Source organism: bacterium SCSIO 12741, from assembly GCA_024398055.1.
Lineage (GTDB): Bacteria > Bacteroidota > Bacteroidia > Flavobacteriales_G > Salibacteraceae > SCSIO-12741.
Map to the genome: position 1 here is coordinate 2,324,082 of CP073749.1, position 26,283 is coordinate 2,350,364.

The 26,283-nt window shown below is 44.7% G+C and carries 25 protein-coding genes; 17 read left to right on the forward strand and 8 right to left on the reverse strand.

Translation table 11 applies throughout. The features are described from left to right. Positions 1-100: 100 nt before the first annotated feature. Genes KFE98_09800 through KFE98_09815 form a run of 4 tightly spaced genes read right to left on the reverse strand, consistent with a single transcriptional unit; the run spans position 101 to position 4,312 of the window. Complete coding sequence (locus KFE98_09800) at positions 101-295, reverse strand: hypothetical protein (GenBank protein UTW64412.1); 195 nt, start codon at positions 293-295, stop codon at positions 101-103. Positions 296-304: 9 nt separating this feature from the next. After that, complete coding sequence (glmS, locus tag KFE98_09805) at positions 305-2,143, reverse strand: glutamine--fructose-6-phosphate transaminase (isomerizing) (protein ID UTW64413.1); 1,839 nt, start codon at positions 2,141-2,143, stop codon at positions 305-307. 2 nt (positions 2,144-2,145) lie between these two features. Then, positions 2,146-3,465 carry a DUF4270 family protein gene (locus tag KFE98_09810; GenBank protein UTW64414.1) on the reverse strand — a complete coding sequence of 440 codons (1,320 nt, stop codon included), beginning with the start codon at positions 3,463-3,465 and terminating at the stop codon, positions 2,146-2,148. 19 nt (positions 3,466-3,484) lie between these two features. Next, entirely contained in the window at positions 3,485-4,312 is an 828-nt protein-coding gene (locus tag KFE98_09815) for a glycogen/starch synthase (GenBank protein ID UTW64415.1), read from the reverse strand. Between the two features lie 105 nt (positions 4,313-4,417). Here KFE98_09815 and panC point away from each other — a divergent pair, with 105 nt between their 5' ends. From panC to KFE98_09850, 7 genes are all read left to right on the forward strand, one after another. Then, positions 4,418-5,260: a pantoate--beta-alanine ligase gene (gene panC / locus KFE98_09820; protein ID UTW64679.1), complete on the forward strand. Its 843-nt coding sequence runs from the start codon at positions 4,418-4,420 to the stop codon at positions 5,258-5,260. Between the two features lie 95 nt (positions 5,261-5,355). After that, positions 5,356-5,706: an aspartate 1-decarboxylase gene (locus KFE98_09825; GenBank protein ID UTW64416.1), complete on the forward strand. Its 351-nt coding sequence runs from the start codon at positions 5,356-5,358 to the stop codon at positions 5,704-5,706. Positions 5,707-5,769: 63 nt separating this feature from the next. Further along, positions 5,770-6,705: a flippase-like domain-containing protein gene (locus tag KFE98_09830; GenBank protein UTW64417.1), complete on the forward strand. Its 936-nt coding sequence runs from the start codon at positions 5,770-5,772 to the stop codon at positions 6,703-6,705. Continuing rightward, a complete protein-coding gene (locus KFE98_09835) occupies positions 6,698-7,219 on the forward strand; it encodes an adenylyltransferase/cytidyltransferase family protein (GenBank protein ID UTW64418.1) in 522 nt (173 codons plus the stop codon). Before KFE98_09830 ends, KFE98_09835 begins: the two co-directional genes overlap by 8 nt. A gap of 1 nt (position 7,220) precedes the next feature. After that, entirely contained in the window at positions 7,221-8,573 is a 1,353-nt protein-coding gene (gene radA, locus KFE98_09840; GenBank protein UTW64419.1) for a DNA repair protein RadA, read from the forward strand. Then, a complete protein-coding gene (locus tag KFE98_09845; protein ID UTW64420.1) occupies positions 8,573-9,211 on the forward strand; it encodes a CoA pyrophosphatase in 639 nt (212 codons plus the stop codon). Before radA ends, KFE98_09845 begins: the two co-directional genes overlap by 1 nt. 54 nt (positions 9,212-9,265) lie before the next feature. Beyond that, on the forward strand, positions 9,266-10,813 hold the full coding sequence (locus tag KFE98_09850; GenBank protein ID UTW64421.1) for a glycine--tRNA ligase: 1,548 nt from the start codon (positions 9,266-9,268) through the stop codon (positions 10,811-10,813). Positions 10,814-10,816: 3 nt separating this feature from the next. Here KFE98_09850 and KFE98_09855 read toward each other — a convergent pair whose 3' ends face one another. From KFE98_09855 to KFE98_09865, 3 genes are all read right to left on the reverse strand, one after another. Next, positions 10,817-12,097: a UDP-N-acetylmuramoyl-tripeptide--D-alanyl-D-alanine ligase gene (locus KFE98_09855; GenBank protein UTW64422.1), complete on the reverse strand. Its 1,281-nt coding sequence runs from the start codon at positions 12,095-12,097 to the stop codon at positions 10,817-10,819. A gap of 72 nt (positions 12,098-12,169) precedes the next feature. Continuing rightward, a complete protein-coding gene (locus KFE98_09860; GenBank protein ID UTW64423.1) occupies positions 12,170-13,654 on the reverse strand; it encodes an SUMF1/EgtB/PvdO family nonheme iron enzyme in 1,485 nt (494 codons plus the stop codon). 51 nt (positions 13,655-13,705) lie between these two features. Continuing rightward, positions 13,706-14,656 carry a type IX secretion system membrane protein PorP/SprF gene (locus KFE98_09865; protein UTW64424.1) on the reverse strand — a complete coding sequence of 317 codons (951 nt, stop codon included), beginning with the start codon at positions 14,654-14,656 and terminating at the stop codon, positions 13,706-13,708. 267 nt (positions 14,657-14,923) lie between these two features. Between KFE98_09865 and porU the strand changes: the two genes are divergently transcribed. The 7 genes from porU to KFE98_09900 all read left to right on the forward strand — a co-directional run bounded on the left by porU (position 14,924) and on the right by KFE98_09900 (position 23,373). Continuing rightward, positions 14,924-18,682, forward strand: a complete 3,759-nt coding sequence (gene porU, locus KFE98_09870) for a type IX secretion system sortase PorU (protein ID UTW64425.1) — start codon at positions 14,924-14,926, stop codon at positions 18,680-18,682. A gap of 47 nt (positions 18,683-18,729) precedes the next feature. Continuing rightward, entirely contained in the window at positions 18,730-18,927 is a 198-nt protein-coding gene (locus KFE98_09875) for a hypothetical protein (GenBank protein ID UTW64426.1), read from the forward strand. Continuing rightward, positions 18,894-20,072, forward strand: coding sequence for a type IX secretion system outer membrane channel protein PorV (gene porV, locus KFE98_09880; protein UTW64680.1), 1,179 nt, complete (start codon positions 18,894-18,896; stop codon positions 20,070-20,072). The genes KFE98_09875 and porV overlap by 34 nt, the downstream gene beginning before the upstream one ends. Then, positions 20,072-20,551, forward strand: coding sequence for a 2-C-methyl-D-erythritol 2,4-cyclodiphosphate synthase (locus KFE98_09885; GenBank protein ID UTW64427.1), 480 nt, complete (start codon positions 20,072-20,074; stop codon positions 20,549-20,551). Before porV ends, KFE98_09885 begins: the two co-directional genes overlap by 1 nt. Further along, complete coding sequence (gene cdd / locus KFE98_09890) at positions 20,552-21,040, forward strand: cytidine deaminase (protein ID UTW64428.1); 489 nt, start codon at positions 20,552-20,554, stop codon at positions 21,038-21,040. It begins immediately after the preceding gene. A gap of 71 nt (positions 21,041-21,111) precedes the next feature. Continuing rightward, positions 21,112-22,110 carry a pyruvate dehydrogenase (acetyl-transferring) E1 component subunit alpha gene (gene pdhA / locus KFE98_09895; protein UTW64429.1) on the forward strand — a complete coding sequence of 333 codons (999 nt, stop codon included), beginning with the start codon at positions 21,112-21,114 and terminating at the stop codon, positions 22,108-22,110. 9 nt (positions 22,111-22,119) lie between these two features. Further along, complete coding sequence (locus KFE98_09900) at positions 22,120-23,373, forward strand: pyruvate dehydrogenase complex dihydrolipoamide acetyltransferase (GenBank protein UTW64430.1); 1,254 nt, start codon at positions 22,120-22,122, stop codon at positions 23,371-23,373. On the opposite strand, the gene KFE98_09905 is transcribed toward KFE98_09900, so the two are convergent. After that, positions 23,370-24,368 carry a glycosyltransferase gene (locus KFE98_09905; GenBank protein ID UTW64431.1) on the reverse strand — a complete coding sequence of 333 codons (999 nt, stop codon included), beginning with the start codon at positions 24,366-24,368 and terminating at the stop codon, positions 23,370-23,372. The genes KFE98_09900 and KFE98_09905 overlap by 4 nt on opposite strands. Positions 24,369-24,486: 118 nt before the next feature. Between KFE98_09905 and KFE98_09910 the strand changes: the two genes are divergently transcribed. The 3 genes from KFE98_09910 to KFE98_09920 are packed head-to-tail and all read left to right on the forward strand — an operon-like array spanning position 24,487 to position 26,237. Next, on the forward strand, positions 24,487-25,182 hold the full coding sequence (locus KFE98_09910) for an SDR family oxidoreductase (protein UTW64432.1): 696 nt from the start codon (positions 24,487-24,489) through the stop codon (positions 25,180-25,182). Positions 25,183-25,188: 6 nt separating this feature from the next. Further along, positions 25,189-25,896, forward strand: a complete 708-nt coding sequence (gene trmB / locus KFE98_09915; GenBank protein UTW64433.1) for a tRNA (guanosine(46)-N7)-methyltransferase TrmB — start codon at positions 25,189-25,191, stop codon at positions 25,894-25,896. 2 nt (positions 25,897-25,898) lie between these two features. Then, on the forward strand, positions 25,899-26,237 hold the full coding sequence (locus tag KFE98_09920) for an MGMT family protein (protein UTW64434.1): 339 nt from the start codon (positions 25,899-25,901) through the stop codon (positions 26,235-26,237). Positions 26,238-26,283 lie beyond the last annotated feature (46 nt).

Here is a 26,283-nt window from a genome sequence, read left to right on the forward strand (position 1 = left end):
AGTCCGGTGAGAATTTGGCGCATTCGGGTTAGAATTTGGTCAATACCGAATCAGCCGGAAAAATTCCGGAAAAATGGAAGAAATAAAGGGGTAGAATGGCTTATTGCAGCGTGTCGCCTTCCAATGCCAGTGAATCCGGTTTGGTAGAACTTGCAGGCATTTCAGGTACCGGCTTTGGATCTAATATCTCGTGATATTTCTGCTTTAAAACCTCTTGCTCGCTGTTAGGCGGTTGCTCCATAGAACAACTCAAGGCGAAGAGACCAGCGAGGCCAATCAATATCCAGTTTTTCATGAGGCTCAATTATTCTACAGTAACGGATTTTGCCAAGTTACGCGGTTGATCCACGTTACAGCCTCTCATTACAGCAATGTGGTAAGACAATAACTGAAGTGGAATAACAGATAAGAAGGGAACAAGGGATTCATCAATGGCAGGAATCTCAATTACGTGATCTGCTGTTTGGCGAACTTGAGTATCACCTTCCGTTACAATCGCGATAACAACACCTTTGCGAGCTTTTACTTCCTGAATATTGCTCAACACCTTTTCATAAGATGGGCCCTGCGTTGCAATAACAACTACCGGCATTTCTTCGTCGATCAAGGCGATAGGTCCGTGCTTCATCTCGGCAGCCGGATAACCTTCTGCGTGGATGTAGGAAATCTCTTTCAATTTAAGAGCCCCTTCTAAAGCCACCGGGAAGGATACGCCACGACCTAAGTAAAGGAAGTTGCGAGCATCCTTAAATTCACTGGATATAGCATGAATGATTCCATCTGATTCTAAGCAACGCTCCACGAATTCAGGAATCATTTCAATTTCAGTCAACAACTGGCGGTATCTGGAAGAAGCGATCGTACCTTTTTTCTTAGCTACTGAAAGTGCCATTAAGGTAAGAACGGTAATCTGAGCCGTAAATGCTTTAGTTGAAGCAACACCGATTTCCGGTCCAGCATGCGTATAACTTCCGGCATGCGTAGTTCTGGCTATGGTAGATCCTACCACATTGCAAACCCCAATTACCGTGGCTCCTTTGGACTTAGCCAAATCGATAGCGGCTAAGGTATCTGCCGTTTCTCCAGATTGACTTACCGCGATAACGATATCATCTTCATAAATGATAGGGTTACGGTAGCGGAATTCACTGGCATATTCTACTTCTACGGGAATACGGGCAAATTCTTCAAACAGGTATTCGCCTACTAAACAGGCGTGCCAACTGGTTCCACAAGCCACGAAAATGATTCGTTTGGCATTGTCGAGCTTTTGCTGGTAATCGGCAATTCCACCCAAGGATACAATTCCCTGTTTGGCACGAAGCCGACCTCGCATACTGTCTTTGATGGATTGAGGCTGCTCATAAATTTCTTTGAGCATGAAGTGGTCATAGCCTCCTTTTTCAATCGCCTCCAGTTGCATTTCGAGCTCTTGGATGTAAGGCGTTTTTTCTTCCTTGCGGATGTCAAAAAGGTGGATAGGCGACCCCGGTTGTACAACCGCAATTTCCTCATCCTCCAGGTAAACTACATTCTTGGTGTATTCCACAATTGGAGTTGCATCAGATGCCAGGTAAAATTCATCCTGTCCAATACCAATTACCAAGGGGCTACTTTTTTTGGCAGCAATCAATCGGGAAGGATCGTTTCGATCCATGATCACGATGGCATAGGCTCCAACCACGTGGTTAAGCGCCTTTCTTACTGCTTCTTCCAAGGCAATGTCTTCCTGGGTATAAATATCTTCGATGAAGTTGATTAAAACTTCAGTATCGGTCTCACTTTGAAATTCGAAACCGCGATTTCTAAGTTCTTTTTTGAGAGGGGCGTAGTTTTCAATGATTCCATTGTGAATCATTACCAAGTCGCCCGATTGGGAAGTGTGAGGATGAGAATTTACATCACTTGGTTCACCGTGAGTAGCCCATCTGGTGTGACCAATTCCGGTTGAACCACTTAGGTCTTTACCAGAAGTATGGTTTTGAAGGTCACTTACTTTTCCCTTGCATTTGTAGAGTCGGATTCCGTCATTGGCCAATGCTACCCCTGCACTATCATAACCTCTGTACTCCAGGCGTTGCAACCCTTTAATGATCACCGGGTAGGCGTCCTTGTTTCCAACATATCCAACAATACCACACATACTTAATTCAAATTTGTTTCGTTGACCGGCGTATAGGATACCACCAATTTCATTGGGCGATCCGCGCTTGCAGGCCCATTGATAATGGATCGGCCGTTATATTCTCCTAAATCCATTACTATTAATCCATTGTCCTCAAAATCTCCATTGAGTACAGCTTGGAAATAGCGATTCAAGCCAAATTTATATTCAAAATTGTCATCAAGCACTCCTCCGTAGAAAGTTTCTGTCCAATCGGGTACTCTAAAGGCTTCTCCATCGGCGGTAAGTCCGAAGACAAACAGCTGAGGGATTGGCGCATAGGGCACTGCCGTGTTGGTTTTAACTGGAAGAATCAATTGAGCCTTATTGATGACAACTGGTCCGTTTTCTTTGAGTTTTTTGATGTTTGGAACCTTGATTTCAACGTTGGTTCCGCCCAAAGTCTGCACATAAACTGTTTGTTGGCCAGCTGCAGGATTGTCTAATGCCATTCCCACTTCTGAGCCTGTGTAATCCGCTTTTGAAGTGCTAAACCGCTTACTGTTTGAGTTAATGACGTAGTCCAGCTTGCCTCTTTCACCGATATTGTTTTTGTAAAAAACAGTGAGTCGGGAATACTCGCTTAGCAGGTCAAACAGAATGGTAGCCCCCTCACCAGAGGATTGACTTGGATTGTTGGTAGTGATGTACAATCCTTTAAATACATCCAAAAAGTTTTCATTGCTGGAATACACAGATGCACCGGCGTCAAACAACTCTCTACCAAAAGCGCTGTCAATCGGAATTCGCAGTTCTGGCACTTCTTCTTCTCCATCCACCGAAATAACCAAAGAAGTATTGGGTTTGTGATCCTTCAGCAGACCAATTGGAGTGGACTCAACCTGAGCCACGTGATTGGAGTAGAAGGTGTCGACTCCCAGGTCCTCGGTGAGTCTGTAAACTTCAAAAGTCTGAGGATCAAACTCTCCGTACAAGGAGAAGTAAGCCAAGGACAGAACCACTGAATCCACTTGGAAGGTGGAAAGCAGATCTGCATCAATCGTTTCAGAAGATAATCGGATTTGAGCCACGGTAGAGTGAGCTACTTTGCCGAATACAGGATCGTGGTAAGAACCAATCGAATTTACATCCGCTTGATCCGAACGAATAGAATCCATGTCTTTGGTTACACAGGTAATTGAAAAGGTATCTGTGATTTCAAAACCCAGTAACTGATCCTCAGGTTGCACCTCGATACCTGCGGCATTACCGTCTTGTTTGCGGCAGCCAGCAGCAAGGACCAAAAAGAAGGCGACCCCAATAAGGGGCCGCACAATATGATAGTTTTTAAGAACTTTCATTCGATACGTTTGGCACGGATTATTGAGCCAAAACTTCTTCCGACTCAATAACCTCATCATAGAAATTATTGTATCGGTCAACGTAATCTTCAGAGCCTTCGTATTCAAGTACCAATTTATTTTGATCCTTTACCCAGCTAACCAGGCTTTCGTCAACCTGATCATCGGCGATAATCACTCCATCGGCAAAAGAAACACCGATTTTGTGAAGCTCTTCGTTCGTTGGATTTTTCAACGATTCAATACCCTCAGCCTCGATACTTTCGAAAAGTAGCTTGTCGTAAATCTTAGGATTTACACCGTGTTTTGAACCACTTCCGTAGATGGAATAAACCACTTTGGAGTTGGCAAACAAAGGCTCGTTTTTAAATACTTTTTTGATGAACAACGGCAAAAGTGAAGAGAACCAGCCATGGCAGTGGATTACATCCGGAGCCCAGCCCAATTTCTTAACCGTTTCAGCAACACCTTTACAGAAGAAGATCATACGCTCATCGTTATCCGGGTGAGCTTCGCCATTGGCATCTTCGAAGGTGGATTTTCTTTTGAAGTATTCTTCATTGTCGATGAAGTATACCTGCATCTTAGCTTGTGGGATGGAAGCGACTTTAATAATCAGGGGGTGGTCGTGGTCGTCAATTACAAGGTTCATTCCCGAAAGACGAATCACCTCATGTAATTGGTGCCTTCTTTCGTTAATGCTGCCATATCGAGGCATAAAATTTCTGATTTCCTTTCCCTTCTCCTGAATAGCCTGCGGTAACTGTCGGCAAATGCTGGTTACTTCATCTTCCGGCAAATACGGCATCATGGCCTGCGTCACGTATAAAACCCTCGCTTTCGACATAATAAAAGAACATTTTTTAAAATCTCTGCAAAATTACGAAAAAAATGGTAATTTTCTCTCTTTGACTACTTTTGAAGCCCTTGGTTTTATTGGATTTGATCGATGATGAAGGTAGTACAAAATTCAGCTGAAATAGCGAAATTGTCTGCAGAGGCGAAGGAATCAGGAAAGTCAGTAGGCTTTGTTCCGACAATGGGAGCCCTGCATCCCGGGCATATATCTTTGGTAGAAAGAGCACGGAAAGAGAACGATGTGGTGATCTGCTCCATCTTCGTAAATCCAACCCAGTTCAACAACTCAGACGATCTGGAAAAATATCCTCGAACCTTCGAAAAGGATTCTGCTCTACTCGAAAGCGCTTTGTGCGATTATGTCTTCTATCCGGATGTGGAGGAGATGTACCCGGAAGGCTTTAAAGGTGGGCCCCAGGTTAATTTGGACGGATTGGATGAGGTGATGGAGGGCAGTTTTCGTCCGGGACATTTTGATGGGGTCATTACGATCGTTAACAAGTTTTTTGAAATTGTGTCGCCCAACAAGGCCTATTTCGGGCTCAAGGACTACCAGCAATACTTGGTTATTGACCGACTGGCTCAACAATATCATTCGGATTTGGAAGTGATTCCATGCGAGATTGTGCGGGAGGAAGGTGGTTTAGCTATGAGTTCGCGTAATGCAAGGTTGTCGTCTAACCATTCCAAGGCATCCCGCTACCTGTTTTCTCAATTAATTAAGGCCCGGGAGTATTTGAAGCGCCATGGGGTGAAGGAAACGGAAAGGAGAATCCGCGAAAACTTTAAAAAACGCCCTGAGTTTAACCTGGAATATTTCAAAATCGCGGATAGCCAAAGCTTGAGGGCCCCTCGAAACAACAGGAAGAATAATCTTAGAGCATTTGTGGCGGCTCACATTGGTGGGGTTCGGCTTATTGATAATATTGAACTTTAGGAATTCTGAATTCTGAAAATTGATTTTCGAAATTTGAGGCTTGTGATTAAGATTAGTGGTTCAAATTTTAAGAATGCTTAATTTTGCAGCCCGATATGCAGATTCAAGTTTTAAAATCGAAGATTCACCGGGTAAAGGTGACGGAAGCCGATCTCAACTACATCGGTAGTATCACGATCGACCCGGTATTGTTGCGGGCCTCCAATATGATTGAAGGCGAAAAGGTTCAGATTGTTAACATCAACAATGGTGAGCGTCTCGAAACCTATATTATTACGGGTGAAGAAGGATCCGGAGACGTTTGTTTGAACGGACCGGCGGCCAGACGTGTAGCAGTAGGAGATATTATTATCATTATATCCTATGCACTTATGGATTTTGAAGAAGCCAAAACATTTAAACCTGCTGTCATCTTTCCAGATGAAACCACTAACAAACTAGCTTAAGCTCTTGAAGAAAAAGTTAATCGGTGCCCTGAAAATCATTATTCCCTTTGCTATTGGGGATACTTGGTTTGGTTTTTTTACGACAGTCTGGATGCCGAAGGAAAGTCCCAACTCTTTTGGGCGATCAAACATGCCGACTATACCTGGATTCTATTTTCGATGGTATTGGGTTGGTTCAGTCACATTAGTCGGGCCATCCGCTGGCGGTATCTGCTGGAACCCTTGGATTATCATCCCAAATTTTGGAATGCCTACCACGCTACCATGATCGGTTACGTGATAAACCTCACCATTCCGAGGTCGGGGGAGGTGAGTCGGGCTGGCTTTTTGGCACGCTACGAGGGTGTTCCTGTGGCTAAGAGTTTTGGTACCATCATTGCCGAACGGGTGATTGATCTTTTGATGCTCGGGCTCATTTTTCTAATCGCTCTTTCCCTGCGTTATGACAAAATCATGGCCATCATTAATGGAGGTGGTAGTGCTGCGGTTTCTGGTGAAGAGAAAGGATCGAATCTATACCTCTGGATTGGTGCTGGAGTAGTAGCTGTTGGAATTGCTGGATTGGTGGTTGTCCTGAAAAATGAAAAGCTAAGAAATCGAGTTTGGGGAATGATTAAAGGTTTTCTCAATGGTGTTTTAACGGTTTTCTCCCTTAAAAAGAAATGGGCCTTTATTGGTCATACCTTCCTGATCTGGTTTTTGTACGTAGCCATGTTTGCCGTTTGTTTTCAGGCATTGCCACAAACAGAAGGCGTGGCGCTTGAAGGTATTCTCGCCGGGTTTATCGCCGGTACCATTGGCGTAATTGTTACTCCGGGCGGACTTGGTGTTTATCCAGGATTAATTGCCCTTGCCATTGTAGAATTTGGTGTGAGTAAGGGGCACGGGCAAGGCCTGGGCTGGATCATTTGGGCCTCTCAAAACCTTCTCCTTGTTGTTGCCGGGTTAATCTCTCTTATCTTTATGCCCATCTACAATAGAAACAAAGAGAATGCGTAATCTGGATCGTGTAAAGGGCAAAGTACTCAACGCAGAACATCTTCGAAAACAAATTAAATCCTGGCAAGAGTTGGGGGATCAAGTGGTGTTTACCAACGGAGTATTCGACCTTCTTCATGCCGGACACATCGATTACCTGGCTAATGCCTCTGATTTAGGGCAGCGGTTGGTTATTGGTGTTAACAGTGACGAATCTGTTCGCCAGCTTAATAAAGGACCAGCACGACCTATCAAGGACGAGGATTCAAGAGCACTTATTTTGGCTTCACTCGAGTTTGTATCTGGAGTGGTTATTTTCGGAGAGGATACACCCTATGAACTCCTTCAAATTTTGCAACCTGACGTTTTGGTAAAGGGAGGTGATTACGATCCTGCCGAAACAGATCGAGATTCGAAGGCCTATATTGTGGGATCAGACTTGGTTCGTAACCGCGGAGGTAGGGTAGAAGCCTTGGCCTTCTTGCCGGGTCATTCAACAACCCGATTGGAGCAAAAAATCAAGAACGCAAACTGATTTGGCTAAATCAAAAAGCATATTTTATTGCCAGAATTGTGGAGCCAGTTCTCCCAAGTGGATGGGCAAATGTACCTCCTGTGGCGAGTGGAATACGTACGTAGAGGAGGTAGTTAGTAAACCTACGGCCAAGCAATTGCCAGGTGATCAACAACGGCAACCCGAGTTGCTGGTAGATGTTCAAGTTGACAGTCAGCCTCGTATTGAGGTAGGCATTCACGAACTTCACCGTTTATTAGGTGGTGGTCTTGTACCTGGATCTTTGACTTTGGTTGGCGGTGAGCCGGGTATTGGAAAATCCACCCTTTTGTTGCAACTGGCTAACGAGTTAAAAGGGCAGGTGCTTTATGTATCGGGTGAGGAAAGTGCGGCGCAGATTAAGCTAAGAGCGGATCGTCTTCCACAGGCCAATCCCAATTGCTACGTACTGGCAGAAACACAACTGATTAAAATATTAAACCACGCCGAAAAAATTAAGCCCGATCTGCTGATCATCGACTCGATCCAAACCCTGCATTCAGACGATTTGGATAGTGCGCCAGGCAGTATTTCTCAAATCAGAACCTGTACCTCCGATTTGTTGCGATATGCCAAGTCCACAGGAGTGCCGGTATTTCTAATCGGTCACATTACCAAAGATGGAGCACTGGCCGGGCCGAAGGTGTTGGAGCACATGGTAGACACCGTGTTGCAATTTGAGGGAGATAGAAATCACGTATACCGCATATTGAGGGCGGTTAAAAACCGCTTTGGATCCACCAACGAATTGGCCATTTTTCAAATGGACCAGTCAGGGTTGAGAGAAGTTTCTAATCCTTCCGAAATACTCATTAGCAACCGTGATGCACATTTGAGTGGTGTTGCCATTGCCGCAAGTATTGAAGGGGTTCGTCCCCTGTTGATCGAAACGCAGGCCTTGGTGAGCAGTGCGGTTTATGGTACACCTCAGCGGTCCTCTACCGGGTTTGATTTGAGGCGTCTGTCCATGTTGTTGGCCGTTTTGGAAAAACGTTGTGGTTTTCGTCTGGGAGCCAAGGATGTATTTCTGAATATGGCCGGAGGAATCAAAGTAGACGACCCGGCTACGGATTTGGCTGTAGTGAGCGCCATATTATCTTCTAACGAGGATTTTCCGATTGATCCAGGCACTTGTTTTGCCGCCGAGGTTGGATTGTCTGGTGAAATTCGACCAGTCAATCGAGTGGAGCAACGGATTCGGGAAGCTCAAAAAATCGGTTTCGAACGAATCATCGTTTCTTCCTATTCGGTAAAAGGTTTGGACCTTAAGCAATTTGATATTCAGGTTATCGCCGTTCGGAAAATCGAAGAAGTATTTAACGAACTCTTTGGTTAATGGAGTTTAAGAACTTTGTCGATAATCTTCGCAGTGCCTATGAGCAGGGACTCCCTGGTGAAGCAGAGCAAATGAAGATGTCCCCAATGGGACGGGGAAGTTCCAAAGAAGCTTTGGCTAAACATCCCAATCCTAAAGAAAGTGCTGTTCTCATGGCTATGTATCCTTTGGAGGGAAGAGCTCATACCGTTCTTATGGTGCGAAACTCTTATCCAGGAGTGCACAGCGCTCAGGTAAGCTTTCCTGGCGGTAAACAAGAATTAGAGGATACGAATTTGGAAAGTACCGCTTTACGGGAATTTGAAGAAGAAACCGGAGTTTCATCCAGTCAGGTGGAAGTTCTTGGGCCCATGAGCGATCTTTTTATTCCTCCCAGTGGATTCCACGTAACGCCCTATTTGGGAATCCTTCATGAACGACCGCAATTTGAACCCGACCCCGAAGAGGTAGCCAAGCTACTTCATCCGTCCATTCATCAGCTACTTCACGAGGAAACCAAAGCTGAACGAACCGTCGTTGCATCAGGAAAATACAAGATCAAAACACCTTGTTACCTGGTCGAGGAAGAGATTGTTTGGGGTGCCACTGCGATGATGATCCGGGAGTTCGAAACTCTTTGTAAAAGATTTCTTCACTGACCGATTCGTCCTCGCCTAAAATCGTCGTAAACTTGCAGCCAAATTGAATGCAACATGGCGAACAACGAAGATCCACTAAAGAAAATCGTATCCCACGCTAAGGAGTACGGTTTTGTTTTTCCTTCCAGCGAAATTTATGATGGTTTGAGTGCTACCTACGACTATGGTCAATATGGTGCTGAGCTCAAAAACAACATCAAAGCCTATTGGTGGAAAGCTATGGTGCATGCCCATGAGAACATTGTGGGATTGGATGCTGCCATTTTTATGCATCCCACTACTTGGAAGGCTTCGGGCCACGTGGATGCATTCAATGATCCGATGGTGGACAACAAGGACTCCAAAAAAAGGTATCGCGCTGATGTTTTGATTGAAGATTACATCGAAAAAATCCGCATTCAAAAAATCCAAAAGGAAATCAAGAAGGCGGCCAAGCGTTTTGGCGATAGTTTCGATGAGGAACAATTTGTTCAAACCAATCCGAGAGTTGTAGGTTACCTCGAGAAAATCGAGAACATCCAAAATTCCATGCGCGAAGCTTTGGAAAACGAGGATATGGAAGGCCTTAAAAACCTAATTCTGGATTTGGGTATTGTTTGTCCTATTTCGGGTACTTCCAATTGGACAGACGTTCGTCAGTTTAACCTGATGTTCAAAACCGAATTGGGGTCTACCTCTGATGACGCCAGTGCGGTTTATCTTAGACCGGAAACTTGCCAGGGAATCTTTGTCAATTTTCTAAACGTTCAGAAAACGGGAAGGATGAAAGTGCCATTTGGGATTGCTCAAATTGGTAAGGCTTTCAGAAACGAAATTATTGCTCGTCAGTTTATTTTCCGCATGCGTGAATTTGAACAAATGGAGATGCAGTTTTTCGTGAAGCCAGGCGAGGAAATGAAGTGGTATGAATACTGGAAAGAGCAACGTATCAACTGGCACCACAATGTAGGTACCGATCCTGATAAATACCGAATTCACGACCACATTAAGCTTGCTCACTATGCTAACGCTGCTTGTGATATTGAGTTTGATTTCCCCATGGGCTTTAAAGAGTTGGAGGGGATTCACTCCAGAACCGATTTTGACCTGAAAAACCATGAAGAGTTCTCAGGTAAAAAACTTCGCTACTTCGATCCCGAGGAGAATCAGAGCTACATTCCTTACGTTATTGAGACTTCAATTGGAGTAGATCGTATGTTCTTGGCTGTCCTTTCCTCTTCGTTTGAAGAAGAGACGCTGGAAGACGGTTCTCAGCGTGTTGTATTGCATCTTCCACCGGCGTTGGCTCCGGTAAAATGTGCGGTTCTTCCTTTGGTGAAGAAAGATGGTTTACCTGAAATGGCTCGTTCTATTCTGGATGACCTAAGATTGGAATTCAACGTTCAATACGACGAGAAGGATGCCATCGGAAAACGTTACCGTAGACAAGATGCTATCGGTACACCTTATGCTGTAACGGTGGATCATCAGTCTTTGGAAGATGGCACCGTTACCCTACGTGAAAGAGATAGCATGAGTCAGGAACGTATTCCTGCCGAACAAATAGCTACCATTCTACGTGAAAAGACGCAGATTAGCTCTTTGGTGAAGAAGGCGAAGTAGGCCTTACCAGATTTCTAAAACTTCTTCTAAGCGGATCCCACGGGAACCTTTTATGAGCAATTGACTTCCGGGAAGCGGATTGGCTTTGAGGTAGTCCATCAATTCGTGTCGGTCGGCAAAGGCCTTCATTTTCTCGGAAAGTTTCGTTTGCCCAAATTCCTGGCCTACAAGCAAGGCTTGGATATCCAAAGTCTTGATTTGATCAACGATTCCCTGGTGTTCGGATAGGCTTTCCTCTCCGAGTTCCAGCATGTCGCCTAAAATGACGATTCGGTGTTCCTTTAAGTTTTGTTTTACGAAGCTTTCCAAAGCCAATTCAACCGATGAAGGGTTGGCATTGTAGGCGTCCAGAAATATGACATGCTCTCCCTTTTCCAGGTATTGTGACCGGTTGTTGGAAGGGCGATATTCGGCTATGGCTTCGTGAATGTTTTGGGCTTCAACTTCAAAGTACATTCCCAGGGCATAGGCCATTTCGATGTTTTTGAAATTGTAGTCTCCGATGAGCTGTGAGGTGGTTTCTGTTCCTTGAGAGTCCATGTACCTCACAAAGGGAGAAGAGCCTGTAAATTGCAGGCTAAAGCGATCCTCAGGAGATCCAAAGCGAACTTCTCGTGCTCCATTTGGAACAAGGGGTAGTAAATCGGTTTCAAACGTGGGAACGAAAAGTTCTCCATCGTGGTTGACCAGGTAGTCGAACAATTCTTTTTTGGCCAACTTGTTGTTTTCAAAGGAGCCAAATCCTTCAATATGATCCTTTCCTACATTGGTAATTAATCCATGAGTAGGCGCGCCAATTTGACTTAGAAAGTCGATTTCTCCAGGATGATTATCGCCCATTTCCAAAATGGCAATTTCGGTATCCTCAGGCATGGAAAGTAGGGTGAGAGGCAGGCCAATGTGGTTGTTGAAGTTTCCGGGTGTAGCATGCACCCGATAACGTTTCGCAAGAACGGCGGTGATTAACTCCTTAGAAGTGGTTTTGCCGTTCGACCCGGTGATACCAATAATAGGAATGGAAAAGGTGTTGCGATAGGCGTGGGCTAACTCTTGAAGTGCTTTTAGAGCATCATCTACGAGCGTGGTTTTTCCTTCAATGTGGTATTCAGCCTCATCAATTAAGGCATGTTTGGCCCCGGTCGTCAAGGCTTGTTCGACAAACTTATTACCGTTAAACCGTTCACCTTTTAAGGCAACGAATAAAGAACCAGGGGAAATTTTTCGGGTATCGGTGCATATGGTCCTGTTGCAGGACTTGTACAGGGCAAGTAGATCAGTGCTCATAGTACCAAAAAAAGAAAACCCCTACTTGACTTTCAAGTAGGGGTTTCAAATCTTTTCAACGTTGTTTCGGGGTTATCGTCCTCCTAAACCAACAGGGCTTCCTACGCGGTCCATTGCACAGCGGAATCCAATCCAGGCTGTACGTTGAGTTTCTTCCAGGAAGCGACGAGTTCCAGGGTTCATGTAGTAAGCACGGTCTCTCCAGCTACCACCTTTATATACCCGGGTATCATCATTGATCAAGGACTTTTGACCATACTCATACATGTAAGTGGTCTCAGTCAACTTGTCATCTGAATTTTCAAAATCTTCCCAGTGGGTACGATCGATGTGCGATTCATACTCACCATCTTTAAAGTTAATGTTGTTTGAACGCTGGTAGTTACGACGATCCAGGTTCTCTTCTTCAGTAACCTCTACACGTTGTAGACGACCCAAGGAATCTTTCTCATCGATAAATCCATCGATATCTACTTTCAATTTGGTGTAAACATTACCTCTAAAAGGACGGAAATCATCATTATCCTCAGAGTTCAACGGACGGTAAACATCCATTACCCACTCACTTACATTACCAGCCATGTTATATAGACCGTAGTCGTTAGGCCAGTAAGCGTAAACTGGGTTAGTGATATCAGCGTTATCGTTTAGTTTTCCAGCGATACCCATGTTATCACCTCGTCCACGCTTGAAGTTTGCCATCATAGATCCGATGTACTTCTCTTCAGGGTTACGAACAGCGTGTCCATTCCATGGCCACATTCTACGTTCGATTACACGTTCACCCAATGAGTTTCCAATCAAACCATAGGCGGCGTATTCCCATTCTGCTTCAGTTGGGAGACGATACTTAGGTAATAGGATACCATCTTCCATCTTTACACGACGGAAGCCTGTGCTGTTCGGGCTAAAGTCTGGAAGACCTTCAATTTTCTTTCCACTTTCATACTGTCCTACCAAATAGGCATCAGTGTTGAAGTTATCTTCACCTACCTGATCGGTGTAGTGCTCAAGAATACCTTCACGAATCAAGATGTGCTCATTCACACGGTCTGTTCTCCACAGACAGTAGTCATTGGCTTGCAGCCAAGTAACACCAACTACCGGATAATCACGGTAAGCAGGGTGACGTAGGTAATAATCAACGTAAGGTTCAGAGTAGGCCAGTTTACTTCTCCATACCAAGGTATCAGGAAGAGCTTTGGCATAAACTTCTGGGTAATCCAGACCGAACACGCGGTTAATCCAGTAAAGGTATTCCAACCAGTGTAGGTTAGTTACCTCAGTTTCATCCATGTAGAATGAAGAAACACTCACCCTTCTCGGGTAATTGTTCCACTGGTGCATGAAGTCATCTTCTACTCGTCCCATGGTGAACGTACCCCCCTCGATCAAAACGAGGTTAGGCCCGGTTTCCTGCTCTTCGAAAGGCATTTTTTGGAAACCACCGTTCTTAGGATCGTTATAGTTCCAACCTGTGGCAGACGAAGATTCGTAACCGCAGGAGTACATCGCTAACAGCGATCCCAGTACTATGCTTAACTTAAGAATTTTCATATTCACGCTTTTTGCATTAACGGCGAACCAAATATAATAGTATTTAGACAATTAGAATTTAGGGCAGGAGATCGGGCGGAAGCGCTTTCTTGGTTGCTTACAGTTAAATAGTAAGGCCAGCGATACTTCGTGCGACCCACCTGATTTGTTGGTCAGCTTCGAGGTTGTGATGTCATAGCTGTATCCAAATCGGACATGATCGGTATGAATACCCACCAATACGATAAAGGCATCTCCTGCACGGTACCAAAGTCCACCTACGATAGGCCCTTTATAACCGTACATTCCAAGGAAAAGTTGACGAGCATTAGGCTGGAAGCTAAATTCCTGTCCTTGTTGCTGGTACAAAATGTTGGGTGAAATGGCTCCCTCTTTCGGGAATCTCTTATTAATAGGAATTACAAAACCTGCGTGCATGGTTAATTTACGCGGAAGCTCTGTTTCCGTTCCCAACAAGAAAGTTTCTTTAGGTTCAGTAAGGTGATGTACGGCAACTCCACCATAAAAATTCTTGGTGTAGGCCAACGCACCTGCCGAGAAATCTACTCCGGTTACATTATCGGTTACCGGTGTTTCATTGGTCGGATAAATAAATCCGTAGCGCTCATCAATCATGTCTCCAAAGGTCAACTGACTCCAGTCAATTGATTTTTGGAAATAAGCCGCTTCTAAACCAAATCGGATTGATAACTTTCGGTTAACGGGCAGATTATAGGAGTAAATAAGGGCGGCACGCGTAGTTTGAAAAACACCATTTACGCCTTCGCGGTCATGGGTCACCAATCCGCCAAGTCCTCCGCTTAATGCATCAACGTGCTGATCATACGAAGCACTGTAGGTTACATAATTACCTAAGCCATTCGCCACTGCTGGCCATTGACTTCTGAAATTCATAATAAATCGGGGACACCTTTCAACTCCGGCCATGGCTGGATTGAGGTATAGTGGGTTAGCGTAAAACTGAGTGTATATGGGATCTTGCGAATATCCAAACTCAGCCACACTTATCAACCCTACGAGGAATAACGTTATCTTCCAAAAATACCTCAGCGACATAGACCTCCTGCTTATCGGTAGGCAATTATACGAATTATTTTAATTTTTATTCAGTTAACTACTGAATCTGCCGGTCAATTGATAAATCTCAATTTGTGCAATATTCAAAATCAATTAACGTTTCGGCCGTATTATTTTTGCCTAAAGAAATAACACATGCTTCAAAGTGGTAGTACCCTTCGCTATTTGTTGGGGTTGGGATTAATATTTACAATGTTTCACTCGTTCGCCCAAGAACGTGTGAATTTGCAGTGGACAGGCATTCAAATGGATCGCTCCCTGGACGGCTTGCCCGTTGACTATTTAAATTTTGTGGGAGCAGCATACCAACTTCCCGACGACTTTACGCCGCGCTATACCAAGCGCATAGCCGTACCCCAAAACACGACAGCCCTTAACGTAATTATATCCGATCTGGAATTAAGCCCGCTATCTGCTGCTGAACAAAAAACGCTGAATCTGAATCTTCTTTCTGAAATTCCTCAACCGAGCTACCGCATTTATGAGGATCGTGGTAGAAAGTTTGCCAGTATTTCATTCATACCTCTATTAAAGAGTGGAAGTACCGTTCGCCGCATTGATGGATTTGTCCTAACCGTTGAAACGCAGCAAGGTTTTAATTCTGCCACACGATCCACCCGCAGTGATTGGAAGGAAACATCAGTTTTGGTTTCGGGAGATTGGTACAAAATTCAGATTACCAAAACAGGAGTTTATAAAATTGACTATGATTTTTTGAAGGGAATGGGAATAAGTCCCGAGTCGGTCAATTTTGGAGGTATGAGAATTTTTGGAAACGGCGGCGGTCGCCTGCTGGAACCCAATACGGCTGAGCGCCAAGATGACCTGAAAGAGAACCCTATTGAACTATTTGGTGCAGAAGACGGACGCTTCGATAAGGGCGATTTTGCACTCTTCTATGCGGAACATGCCCACCGATGGAATGAACAAAATGGAGAATACTTTTTTGAAGTCAATCCTTACTCCGATACCAATTTTTATTTCCTGACCTTTAATGGTGGAGATGGAACACCAGCCCGAATTCAAAAAGAAACAGCCCAGTCCAATCCGGTGAAAACCATTACCGAATTCAACGATTACGCCGTTCATGAATTGGAACAATCCAATCTTATTGGTTCAGGTCGTGTTTGGTACGGGGAGTCCTTTAATGTAAAGACAACCTACTTCATCGAGTTTGATTTTCCCTATATCGTTACCTCTTCGGAGGCCAAGCTTGATTCCTATTTTGCCATCCGATCTGTTAACTCAAACAGTACCATGAGTATTAATGCCTCGGGATTAGGATCTTCTTCGGTTACCGGAGGTAATGTGGCTGGAACCTATACCGCGCCTTATGCCAGGGATTTGTACAATAGAATAAAGGGAAACCCATCATCCTCAAAAATTGGGGTGACCCTCAATTTTTCCAAAGCCAATGGTGAGGCCAATGCCTGGCTGAACCGGCTTCAAGTGAATTGCCGTCGTCAATTGCGGTATGTAGGATCTCAAATGAATTTTAGATCCTTTGATGCCTATATGGAAGTGGTTAACTATGCCAATGTGAGGTATTCGGTTTCCAATGCCAATTCCAATTTGCGCGTTTGGAAGGTGTCTGAGCCGAGGGCTGCCGTTGAGGTAAATGCCAGCTTTAGCGGATCTAACCTCGAATTTGTAACCAAAGGCGATACTACTCTTCCTTCTGAATTTGTTGTTTTTTCTCCCTTCGACGTGCCTACTCCGGATGGAGGGTATTCGATCGAAAATCAGAACTTACATGGAGTGGCTGTGACTTTTCCAGAAATGGTGATTCTGAGCCATCCGAGTTTTTTGTCCTACGCGGAAAAAGTGGCTGAGCACCACACTCAATTTGATGGTTTAACGGTTTATGTAACCACGCCGGATAAAGTATACAATGAATTTTCCAGTGGACGCCAGGATATTACGGCGATCAAAGATTTTATGCGGATGTTCTATGAGCGTGCTGCGACGCCGGATGACTTGCCCAAATACTTATTGCTGTTTGGAGATGCTTCCTATGATTATAAGGATAGAGTGACGGGTAACACGAATTTCGTTCCTATATACCAAACTACGGAGTCATTGCGCCCTACGGGTTCGTTGGCTTCGGATGATTACGTTTCATTCTTGTCTCCCGATTATGATGGACGCCTTGATTCTGGTGTAGCTCAAATTGGTGTGGGGCGTTTTCCAGTAAAGGATTTGCGCCAAGCTTCCAACGCGGTGACCAAGTTGTTGCGGTATACTTCAGAATCATCTTTTGGACCTTGGAGAAATTCAGCGGTTTATGTTGGGGATGATGAAGATCGGAACGAACACATGGATAAGTCCAATAAATTGGCCGACACTACTGATTTTCTGTACCCAGATTACAATGTATCCAAAGTATTTTTGGATGCCTACCCTCAACGATCTACTCCGGGAGGTCAGCGATATCCAGATGTGAATATTGCAATCGATGACGCGGTGCAACGAGGGTCGCTTACCATCAATTATTTGGGACACGGAGGAGAATTAGGCTGGGCTCATGAACGTGTTCTCGAGGTTTCCCAGATTAACAAATGGAGGAACCCCACGAATATGCCGTTGTTTGTAACGGCCACTTGTGAGTTTAGCCGTTTTGATGACCCAAGGAGGACCTCAGCTGGTGAATTTGTTTTCTTGAATCCGGATGGAGCTGGAATCGGACTATTGACCACGACCAGGTTGGTTTATTCTTCTCCAAATTATGCCCTGGCCTCTGCGTTCAATCGACTGGCTTATGGTGAAATCGATGGAGAAACACCTCGCCTCGGAGATATTTTGAGATTAACCAAAACCCATCCAAGAAACTTTAATGGCAATACCCGGGTGTTTGCTCTTTTGGGAGATCCGGCTATGAAATTGGCCTATCCGCGGGAAAAGGTAGTAACCACTGCTCGCCCGGATACTATTGGCTCGCTACAAAAGGTGACCATTGAGGGGGAAGTGCAAAACCGGAAAACCGGAGAACTGCTCACCGGATTTAATGGCGTTGTTTTCCCAACGATTTATGATAAAAAGAGAACCATCGAAACTTTAAATAACGACGGTAAAGGCGCCTTTACCTTCGACGCTCGGATAAATGTTCTGTTCCGTGGGAAGGTAACTGTTACCAACGGGAAGTTTAGTTTTACTTTCGTCGTTCCAAAGGACATTAACTTTAACTTCGGACAAGGTAAAATCAGCTACTACGCCCATAACAATGTGTATGATGCGGCTGGATTTGATACAACTCTGGTTGTAGGAGGGCAATCGGGAGATGCTTCTTCGGATCAAGTAGGGCCTCAGGTCGATCTGTATATGAACGATTCCACTTTTGTATTTGGTGGGATGACTAATGAGAGCCCTTCCATTTATGCCCGACTTTATGATGACAATGGAATCAATACCAGTGGTGGGGGTGTAGGCCATGATATTGTGGCCGTGTTGGATGAGAATACAGCAAATGAGATTGTTTTGAACGAATATTACGAGGCAGAATTGAACTCCTACCAAAAGGGAGTGGTCAATTATCCCCTCAAGGATCTGTCAGATGGAAAACATACCTTGAGATTAAAGGCTTGGGATGTTTACAACAATTCGGGCACGGCCAATACCGAATTTGTGGTTTCGGAGAGTGCAGAACTGGCTTTGGATCATGTTTTGAACTACCCCAATCCATTTACCACTAACACAGAATTTTACCTGGAACACAATTATCCGAGCCAAGATCTGTTTGTACGTATACAGATCTTTACCGTTTCGGGTAAGATTGTGAAAACCTTGGATGGCTATTTTAACTCCAAGGGCTTTCGGATAGGTCCAATTAAATGGGATGGTTTGGACGATTTTGGAGACAAAATAGGAGTTGGAGTCTATGTCTACAAAGTTGAAGTCAAAGCACCCAATGGTGAACTGGCCGAAAAGTTCGAGAAGTTGGTCATTCTTAACTAAATTGAAAGTAAGATAAAGCAGTATATTTGTAACCTCGATAAATCGATATGATACTCGCATACAATAAGTTTTTAACCGCGCTGGGCGTTTGTTGCCTTTTTGGCTCTTCGGCCATGGCACAGCTTTCCACCCAGCAAATCAACGGAACACCAGTCGACGATCGACTTAATACCATTACCACAGCCGTTCCGTTTTTGATGATTGCTCCAGAATCCAGAGGGGAGCCCTCGGTGATGCTGGTGTAGCTACATCACCAGATGCAAATTCATTGCACTGGAATGGATCCAAATTGGCCTTTGTAAAAGATAAGTCTGGAGTTACACTGGCTTACACGCCTTGGCTTCGCAACTTGGTTCCGGATATTAGTTTGAGTTATTTAGCTGGTTACTATAAGGTAAACAAGATTGTTACTGTAGCTGGGGGCTTGAAATACTTTTCTCTTGGAGATATTCAATTTACCGATGAGTTCGGAAACGACCTCAGAAAGTTTAACCCTAATGAGTTTTCTATCGATTTAGGAATGGCTGCTAAATTGGGCCGGGATATCTCGGGTGGTTTCACTTTGAAATACATTCACTCCAACCTTTCAGGTGGGCTTGATGTGCAAGGGGTAGATACTAAGCCGGGTAACATGGTAGCTGCTGACCTTTCTCTTTATTGGGTGAATGACCGGATGAAGATTGGAGATAGAGATATTGAGGTAGCGGCTGGTTTGGCCATCTCCAATATCGGTGGTAAGATGTCTTATTCCAGTACACGTAATGGAGACTTCCTTCCAGTGAATTTGCGCTTAGGCCCAAGATTTACCTACAAGTTGGATGATCACAACTCTATCGGAATTAATGTAGACATCAACAAGCTTTTGGTTCCTACTCCTCCTATTTATAAGGTAGACAGTACTGGTCAACCTATCCGTGATGGAGATCAATTGGTGATTGGCGCCGGTAAAGATCCTGAGAGACCTTTGATTGAGGGAATGATTAGTTCTTTCTATGATGCCCCAGGTAACCCGATTGCTGATGAGAATGGAAACTACATCGAGAACGAAGATGGAACCTATCAGATTGAGAAAGGAAGCCGTTTTCGTGAAGAGATGAGAGAAATTAATATTGGTGTTGGTTTAGAATACTGGTACGATGAGCTATTGGCTCTACGCGCTGGATATTTCTGGGAGCACGAATTGAAAGGTAACCGGAAGTACTTCACTTTAGGTGCCGGATTCCGCTACAGCGCCTTTGGATTAGACTTTTCTTACCTGATTCCTGCCTATTTCAATCAAACTGGGCAGCAATCACCTTTGCAAAATACACTGCGTTTCACGCTTTTGCTTAATTTCGGGAAAGACGGAGTTAAGAGAACTGGAGCAGGCAGCACCCCTGCTGAAGGTTAATGGATATTCGAGTTGGATTTGGGTATGACATTCATCGCTTAGCCGAAGGAGAATCTCTTTGGTTAGGAGGAATTGAATTAGAATATGTCAAAGGTACCGTTGGGCATTCCGACGCTGACGTATTGATTCATGCCATTTGTGACGCCCTTTTGGGATCACTAAATCTACGCGATATCGGCTTTCATTTTCCAGATACAGATCCTCAATACAAAGGCGCAGATAGCAAAAAGCTACTGGCCGGAGTCATGGAATTGATTCGTGATAAAGGATTTGAATTAGGAAACGTGGATGCCACCGTGGTTATGGAGCTTCCGAAACTGAATCCTCATATTCCCGAAATGCAACGCTGCTTGGGAGAAGTGATGGGGGTAGACAGTGATCGGATATCCATAAAAGCCACAACCAGCGAAAAATTGGGCTTCGTTGGAACAGAAGATGGGGTGAAAAGCTACGCCACCGTCTTGGTAAAAAAATCCTGAATGGGCTCTACCAAAGAGTATATCAACGCCAGTTACGATCGCTACGATCGATGGGAAGATCTTCCTGAGGATTACCTTTTGCTATTAGAAAAGGCGAAGGAAGTGTCTGTCACTGCCTATGCCCGCTATTCCGATTTTCAGGTAGGGTCAGCTTTGAAACTGGACAATGGTCAAATTGTTTCCGGCACCAATCAGGAAAATGCGGCTTATCCTTCAGGTTTGTGCGCTGAACGAGTAGCGTTATTTGCTGCACATTCTACTTATCCGGACAGTAAGGTCCAAAGCATTGCCGTTTTTGCTCGTCATCAGGGCGAAGCCCTTGAATCCTTAGTTGCTCCATGCGGTTCTTGTAGGCAAGTTATGGCCGAGTATGAATCCTTAGCCAAGGAGCCTCTCACCATCATTCTGGCCGATGGAGATGGAGCCGTTGTTATCGAAGGAACGCAGACCTTGTTGCCCTTTGGATTTCAGTTCCCTGAAAATAACTGAGAAATCGGAGCACCATCCCATTTTTCTATCCTCCAATTGTATAAATTTGCCGCTTTCAGAAGCGATAAACTATGGCAAAACGATCGAAGTTTGGAAAAGAAACTTATCTCAAGTGGTATGAGTCCATGCTCTTGATGAGAAAGTTTGAAGAGAAGGCTGGCCAATTGTATATCCAGCAGAAATTTGGTGGATTTTGTCACCTTTATATTGGCCAAGAGGCTGTAGTAGCCGGAACGGCTTCAGCTTGCGAGCCAGGTGATAAACACATTACCGCTTACCGCGACCACGCCCATCCACTCGGATTTGGAATGGAAGCCAAGTATGTAATGGCCGAACTTTACGGAAAGAGCACAGGTTGTTCTAAGGGTAAAGGTGGATCCATGCACATGTTTGACAAGGAGCGAAATTTTATGGGTGGTCACGGAATCGTTGGAGCTCAAATTCCAATGGGAGCCGGAATCGCATTCGCTGAAAAATACCAGGGAACCAAAAACGTAGCCTTTTGTTCATTTGGAGATGGTGCTGCTCGGCAAGGAGCTTTGCATGAAACCTTCAACATGGCTATGAATTGGAAATTACCTGTGATTTTCATCATTGAGAATAACAACTATGCGATGGGAACTTCCGTTGAGCGGACTTCCAACGTTACTGATATGTCTAAGTTAGGAGCCTCCTATGAGATGCCTGCTGAGTCGGTTGATGGAATGACTGTAGAAGCAGTTCATGATGCCATCGAGCGTGCAGCGAGTCATGCTCGCAGTGGAAAAGGTCCTTACCTTTTGGATATCCGAACTTATCGTTACAAAGGTCACTCCATGTCTGACCCTCAGAAGTACCGGACCAAAGACGAGGTAAAATCTTACCAGGAGCAAGATCCTATAAATAAGGTGTTGGAAACCATCAAATCCAAGAAATACGCCACTGCGAAACAGCTTGAAGCAATCGTTCAACGCGTCAAAGATCAAGTGGAAGAATCTGTTCGCTTTGCTGAGGAATCTCCAAAGCCAGAAGCAGCAGAATTGTACAAAGATGTCTACATGCAAGAGGATTATCCTTTTGTAACTGAATAAAGGAGTAAAATGGCAGAAATCGTTAGAATGCCGAAACTGAGCGACACCATGGAAGAAGGTGTGGTAGCAGTGTGGCACAAGCAAATTGGAGATTCGGTCGAATCAGGTGAATTGTTGGCAGATATCGAAACCGATAAGGCCACGATGGAATTTGAATCCTTTCAGGATGGGGTTCTCCTTCACATTGGAGTGGAGGCAGGAAAAGCCGCTCCTGTAGATAGTATTCTCGCTATTTTGGGTGAGAAAGGGGAAGATGTTTCGGCCTTGTTGGCCGCTGAAGAATCTGCTCCAGCACAACCCGCAGCTGAGCCTGAAGCTCCTCAAGCAGCTCCGGCTCCGGTAGCAGCGCCTGCTCCTGAAGTAAAAGCGGCACCAGTAGCGGCGGCAGCCCCTGCCCCGTTAGTTGCTTCAACGAATGGCCGGGTTAAGGCTTCTCCTCTGGCTAAGAAAATGGCGGAGGAAAAAGGAATTGATTTGAATACCTTGGCCGGTACAGGTGAAGGCGGACGAATTGTAAAAAGAGATATTGACAACTATCAACCGGTAGCTGCTCCAGTTGCTGGTACAGCTATCTTGGGTCAAGAGAGTTTCCATGAGGAGCCCGTTTCTCAGATGCGTAAAACCATTGCAAGAAGACTAAGCGATAGCAAGTTTACGGCGCCTCATTTCTACCTGACCATGGAGATTGATATGGATCAGGCGATTCAAGCCCGTAAAGCCATTAATGCCTCCATTGAAGGAAAAGTTTCGTTCAATGATTTGGTGATTAAGGCGGTTTCCATGGCTTTGAAAAAGCACCCAGCTGTTAATTCTTCCTGGCAAGAAACTTCTATCCGTTACAACGATCACGTTCACATTGGTGTGGCTGTGGCAGTATCAGAAGGTTTGTTGGTTCCTGTAGTTCGTTTTGCTGACAGTAAGCCTCTCACTCAAATTAGTGCAGAAGTAAGAGATATGGCTCAGCGTGCTAAGGACAAAAAACTTCAGCCGGAAGAATGGGCAGGTAACACATTTACCATTTCGAACTTGGGTATGTACGGTATCGAGGAGTTTACGGCCATCGTAAATCCACCGGATAGCTGTATTATGGCTGTAGGTGGAATTCGCGAAGTACCGGTTGTAAAAGACGGTCAAATCGTACCTGGAAACAGAATGAAAGTAACCCTTTCTTGCGACCACCGGGTTGTGGATGGTGCTACTGGTTCTGAGTTCTTGCTTTCCTTTAAGCAGTTCTTAGAGAATCCTGTGACTATGCTTGCCTAATTTGATGTAGGAAATAGCGATTCAATCGCTTCCATATAGAAAGAAGTCCACCTCGTGTGGACTTTTTTGTTTTCGGGCTCCCAGTCTACCCATCGATCATCAATCTCATTTTGCTGAATGACCTTAAACGAACAATCATTTTGGAACCATTTGCCCAAATAGAGCTGCTCGTCTTGTCCAGGAGTGGGCACCAAGATGGCGGGTTTCTGGTGCAGGGCCAGATCCATTATACTTGAGTAGCCGGAGCGGCAAATAATTTTTTGAGCACGATTCCAAAGTGGAGTCAGTTCCTTTTGGCTAAGACCTCTGGCAAGGGTTATGCGCAGCGGATGCTTAGCTTGAATTTTCAGCAAGGCTTGATAGAACAAGGATTGTTGTGGCTCAGGCCCAGATACAATACCCAGCCATTCAAGGTCTTTTTTGCCAGGCTTTACGGGAAGGTTAGAGAGTGGACCAATGTATTCAACCGGAAGAGATTCAGCTTTAGGGTGAGACAAATCACCACTTAAGTTTATTTCTGGATTCTCCACATCCGGAACCCAGATTCGATGGAAGGGTTTAAGGTAATTTTTGATCACTTTGTTAACCAGAAAGGAGGCAAATGGCGCAGCGATGTTTAATTGATGAGTGATCAATATGGAGGGAATCTTTGGGTGGTGACAGCCATATCGATTATCGGAAATGATGTAGTCAAAGCTTTCGGCCTCTATCCATTGCTCCACCACTTTTCGCTCTTGTTCTATAGTGGATTTAATTCCCGGACTGCTTTGGACCAATTGTAGTCGGGTAGCCATTGCCGATTTGCCGTATTTGATCGGGTAAGAGGGGAGTTCTCTTATTTCCAAACCCGGAAAGCTATCATGCAAATAACTTTTGGAGTCACCGTCACCTGCCAGGATTACTTGAGCCCCTCGTTCCGTAAGTGCCCGAATTAGCGGTGCACTTCGAGTCGCATGGCCCAATCCCCAGTTTAAAACGGTGAATAAGATTTTCATTCCTTCAAATATACTTTAGAAGAATAGGTAGGGGCTATGGCTGTTGTAAAACCTACTCGTTCAATTTTCGAAAAGCAACCTTCAACCATGTGACTGGTAATCTTAAATTTGTAATTCGATGAAGGCAATTGTTACTGGAGCAACCAAAGGAATCGGCCGTGCAATCACCCTGGCCTTAGCTGGACAGGGCTATGATTTAGGAATTGGAGCGAGAAATCTGGAAGAGATGGATTACCTGAGAAAGGAAATCATGTCCATTTACCCAGACCTTGAAGTAATTACCAAATCTGCTGATTTCTCCAGAAAATACGAGACTACCAATTTTGCCGAAACCTTTATCAATTATTGGGGAGACATTGATGTCTTAGTCAATAATGTTGGGGTATATGAGGAGGATGAATTGGATAACATCTCGGAAGAGCAGTTGATGTATATGCTTAATATCAATTTCCTCAGTGCCTTTCGTTTGACGCAGCCTTTCATTCCTGAATTTAAACGTAGAAAGAGAGGACATATCATCAACGTATGTTCCGTACTTAGCAAAAAAGTGCGTCGCCAGGCGGTGTCCTACACTTTGACCAAGCAGATGTTGTATACCTATACCAAGGTGTTGCGCTCTGAGTTGAGAAATTACGATGTAAAGGTGACTGCTATCCTTCCAGGATCGACCAATACTTCGAGTTGGGAAGGGTTGGACGCTCCAGTTGAAGATTTTGTACAGCCCAAGGACGTGGCCGATGGCGTTGTTCTTGCCTTAACCAGTAATGGGATGGTTGAGGAATTGGAAATAAAACCCGTTAATCCCAAATTGTAGAACCCTATGGGTAAGAAAAAGAAGTTGATCCGTTTTGCGGACATGAAGACTTTTTCCAATGTCTTGCAACCTGGACTATGTGAAGTGTTTGATTCGGAGAATAAATCCATTCTACCGCATAAGTTGGCCGGAAAGTGGCGTGAGGAAGTGTTCCAAAATGACAATCCCATTGTCATTGAATTGGGTTGCGGAAAAGGCGAGTACTCGGTAGGAATGGCTCGTAAGTTTCCCAACAAAAATTTTATTGGGGTTGATATCAAGGGAGCCCGAATTTGGTATGGTGCCAAAGATGCACTGGATGAAGGCCTTAACAATGCTTTTTTTCTCCGAACCCGAATCGACTTCATTACCTCTTTTTTTGCACCCGGCGAGTTGGACGAGATTTGGATAACATTTCCGGATCCACAACCTCAGGAAAACAGAAGAAGAAAGCGATTGACCAATAAGCTGTTTACCGACCGCTACAAAACGATTCTCAAGCCAAATGGTCTCGTACACCTTAAAACCGATAGTGCCTTTTTACACGAGTTTACCTTGGACGAAATTCAGGAGAACGGTTACGACCTGTTGGAAACTACAGCCGACTTGTATGGCGAAAAGGTGGATGAGGTAGATCCCGATACCCGTGAGATTTTGAGTATCAAAACCCATTACGAGCAGTTGTTTTCTGCCCAGGGATATAAGATTACTTATACTAAATACCGAATCCATTAACGATGGATCAGTACACCTTTTTCGATAATGTATACGATGTCGTTCGGCAGATTCCTTCCGGGCGGGTAACCAGCTATGGTGCGATTGCGAAATACCTGGGTGCAGCCCGTTCTTCCCGAATGGTGGGGTGGGCGATGAATGCTGCCCATTCACAGGATCCTCCAGTGCCGGCACAACGGGTGGTCAATCGATTGGGTTTGTTGACCGGGAAACACCATTTTGAAACCCCATACCGGATGCAGGAATTGTTGGAAATGGAAGGTGTAGAGGTGAAAGAAGACAAAGTGGTCAACTTTAAGGAATTGTTTTGGGACCCACAGGTAGAATTGGGTGAACTCTGAACCGGGGTAAGCCCTTAAGCGTTACCTTTGCAACGCCTAAAAAAAT

Bases quoted from the DNA above. Each gene is read 5' to 3' on its own strand.
- glmS (UTW64413.1), bottom strand. From the start codon at position 2,143: ATGTGTGGTATTGTTGGATATGTTGGAAACAAGGACGCCTACCCGGTG.
- cdd (UTW64428.1), top strand. From the start codon at position 20,552: ATGGGCTCTACCAAAGAGTATATCAACGCCAGTTACGATCGCTACGAT.
- KFE98_09910 (UTW64432.1), top strand. From the start codon at position 24,487: ATGAAGGCAATTGTTACTGGAGCAACCAAAGGAATCGGCCGTGCAATC.
- KFE98_09845 (UTW64420.1), top strand. From the start codon at position 8,573: ATGGAGTTTAAGAACTTTGTCGATAATCTTCGCAGTGCCTATGAGCAG.
- porU (UTW64425.1), top strand. From the start codon at position 14,924: ATGTTTCACTCGTTCGCCCAAGAACGTGTGAATTTGCAGTGGACAGGC.
- KFE98_09885 (UTW64427.1), top strand. From the start codon at position 20,072: ATGGATATTCGAGTTGGATTTGGGTATGACATTCATCGCTTAGCCGAA.
- KFE98_09810 (UTW64414.1), bottom strand. From the start codon at position 3,465: ATGAAAGTTCTTAAAAACTATCATATTGTGCGGCCCCTTATTGGGGTC.
- KFE98_09860 (UTW64423.1), bottom strand. From the start codon at position 13,654: ATGAAAATTCTTAAGTTAAGCATAGTACTGGGATCGCTGTTAGCGATG.
- pdhA (UTW64429.1), top strand. From the start codon at position 21,112: ATGGCAAAACGATCGAAGTTTGGAAAAGAAACTTATCTCAAGTGGTAT.
- KFE98_09875 (UTW64426.1), top strand. From the start codon at position 18,730: ATGATACTCGCATACAATAAGTTTTTAACCGCGCTGGGCGTTTGTTGC.
- panC (UTW64679.1), top strand. From the start codon at position 4,418: ATGAAGGTAGTACAAAATTCAGCTGAAATAGCGAAATTGTCTGCAGAG.
- KFE98_09905 (UTW64431.1), bottom strand. From the start codon at position 24,368: ATGAAAATCTTATTCACCGTTTTAAACTGGGGATTGGGCCATGCGACT.
- KFE98_09920 (UTW64434.1), top strand. From the start codon at position 25,899: ATGGATCAGTACACCTTTTTCGATAATGTATACGATGTCGTTCGGCAG.
- trmB (UTW64433.1), top strand. From the start codon at position 25,189: ATGGGTAAGAAAAAGAAGTTGATCCGTTTTGCGGACATGAAGACTTTT.
- KFE98_09850 (UTW64421.1), top strand. From the start codon at position 9,266: ATGGCGAACAACGAAGATCCACTAAAGAAAATCGTATCCCACGCTAAG.
- KFE98_09800 (UTW64412.1), bottom strand. From the start codon at position 295: ATGAAAAACTGGATATTGATTGGCCTCGCTGGTCTCTTCGCCTTGAGT.
- KFE98_09825 (UTW64416.1), top strand. From the start codon at position 5,356: ATGCAGATTCAAGTTTTAAAATCGAAGATTCACCGGGTAAAGGTGACG.
- KFE98_09815 (UTW64415.1), bottom strand. From the start codon at position 4,312: ATGTCGAAAGCGAGGGTTTTATACGTGACGCAGGCCATGATGCCGTAT.
- KFE98_09835 (UTW64418.1), top strand. From the start codon at position 6,698: ATGCGTAATCTGGATCGTGTAAAGGGCAAAGTACTCAACGCAGAACAT.
- KFE98_09855 (UTW64422.1), bottom strand. From the start codon at position 12,097: ATGAGCACTGATCTACTTGCCCTGTACAAGTCCTGCAACAGGACCATA.
- KFE98_09900 (UTW64430.1), top strand. From the start codon at position 22,120: ATGGCAGAAATCGTTAGAATGCCGAAACTGAGCGACACCATGGAAGAA.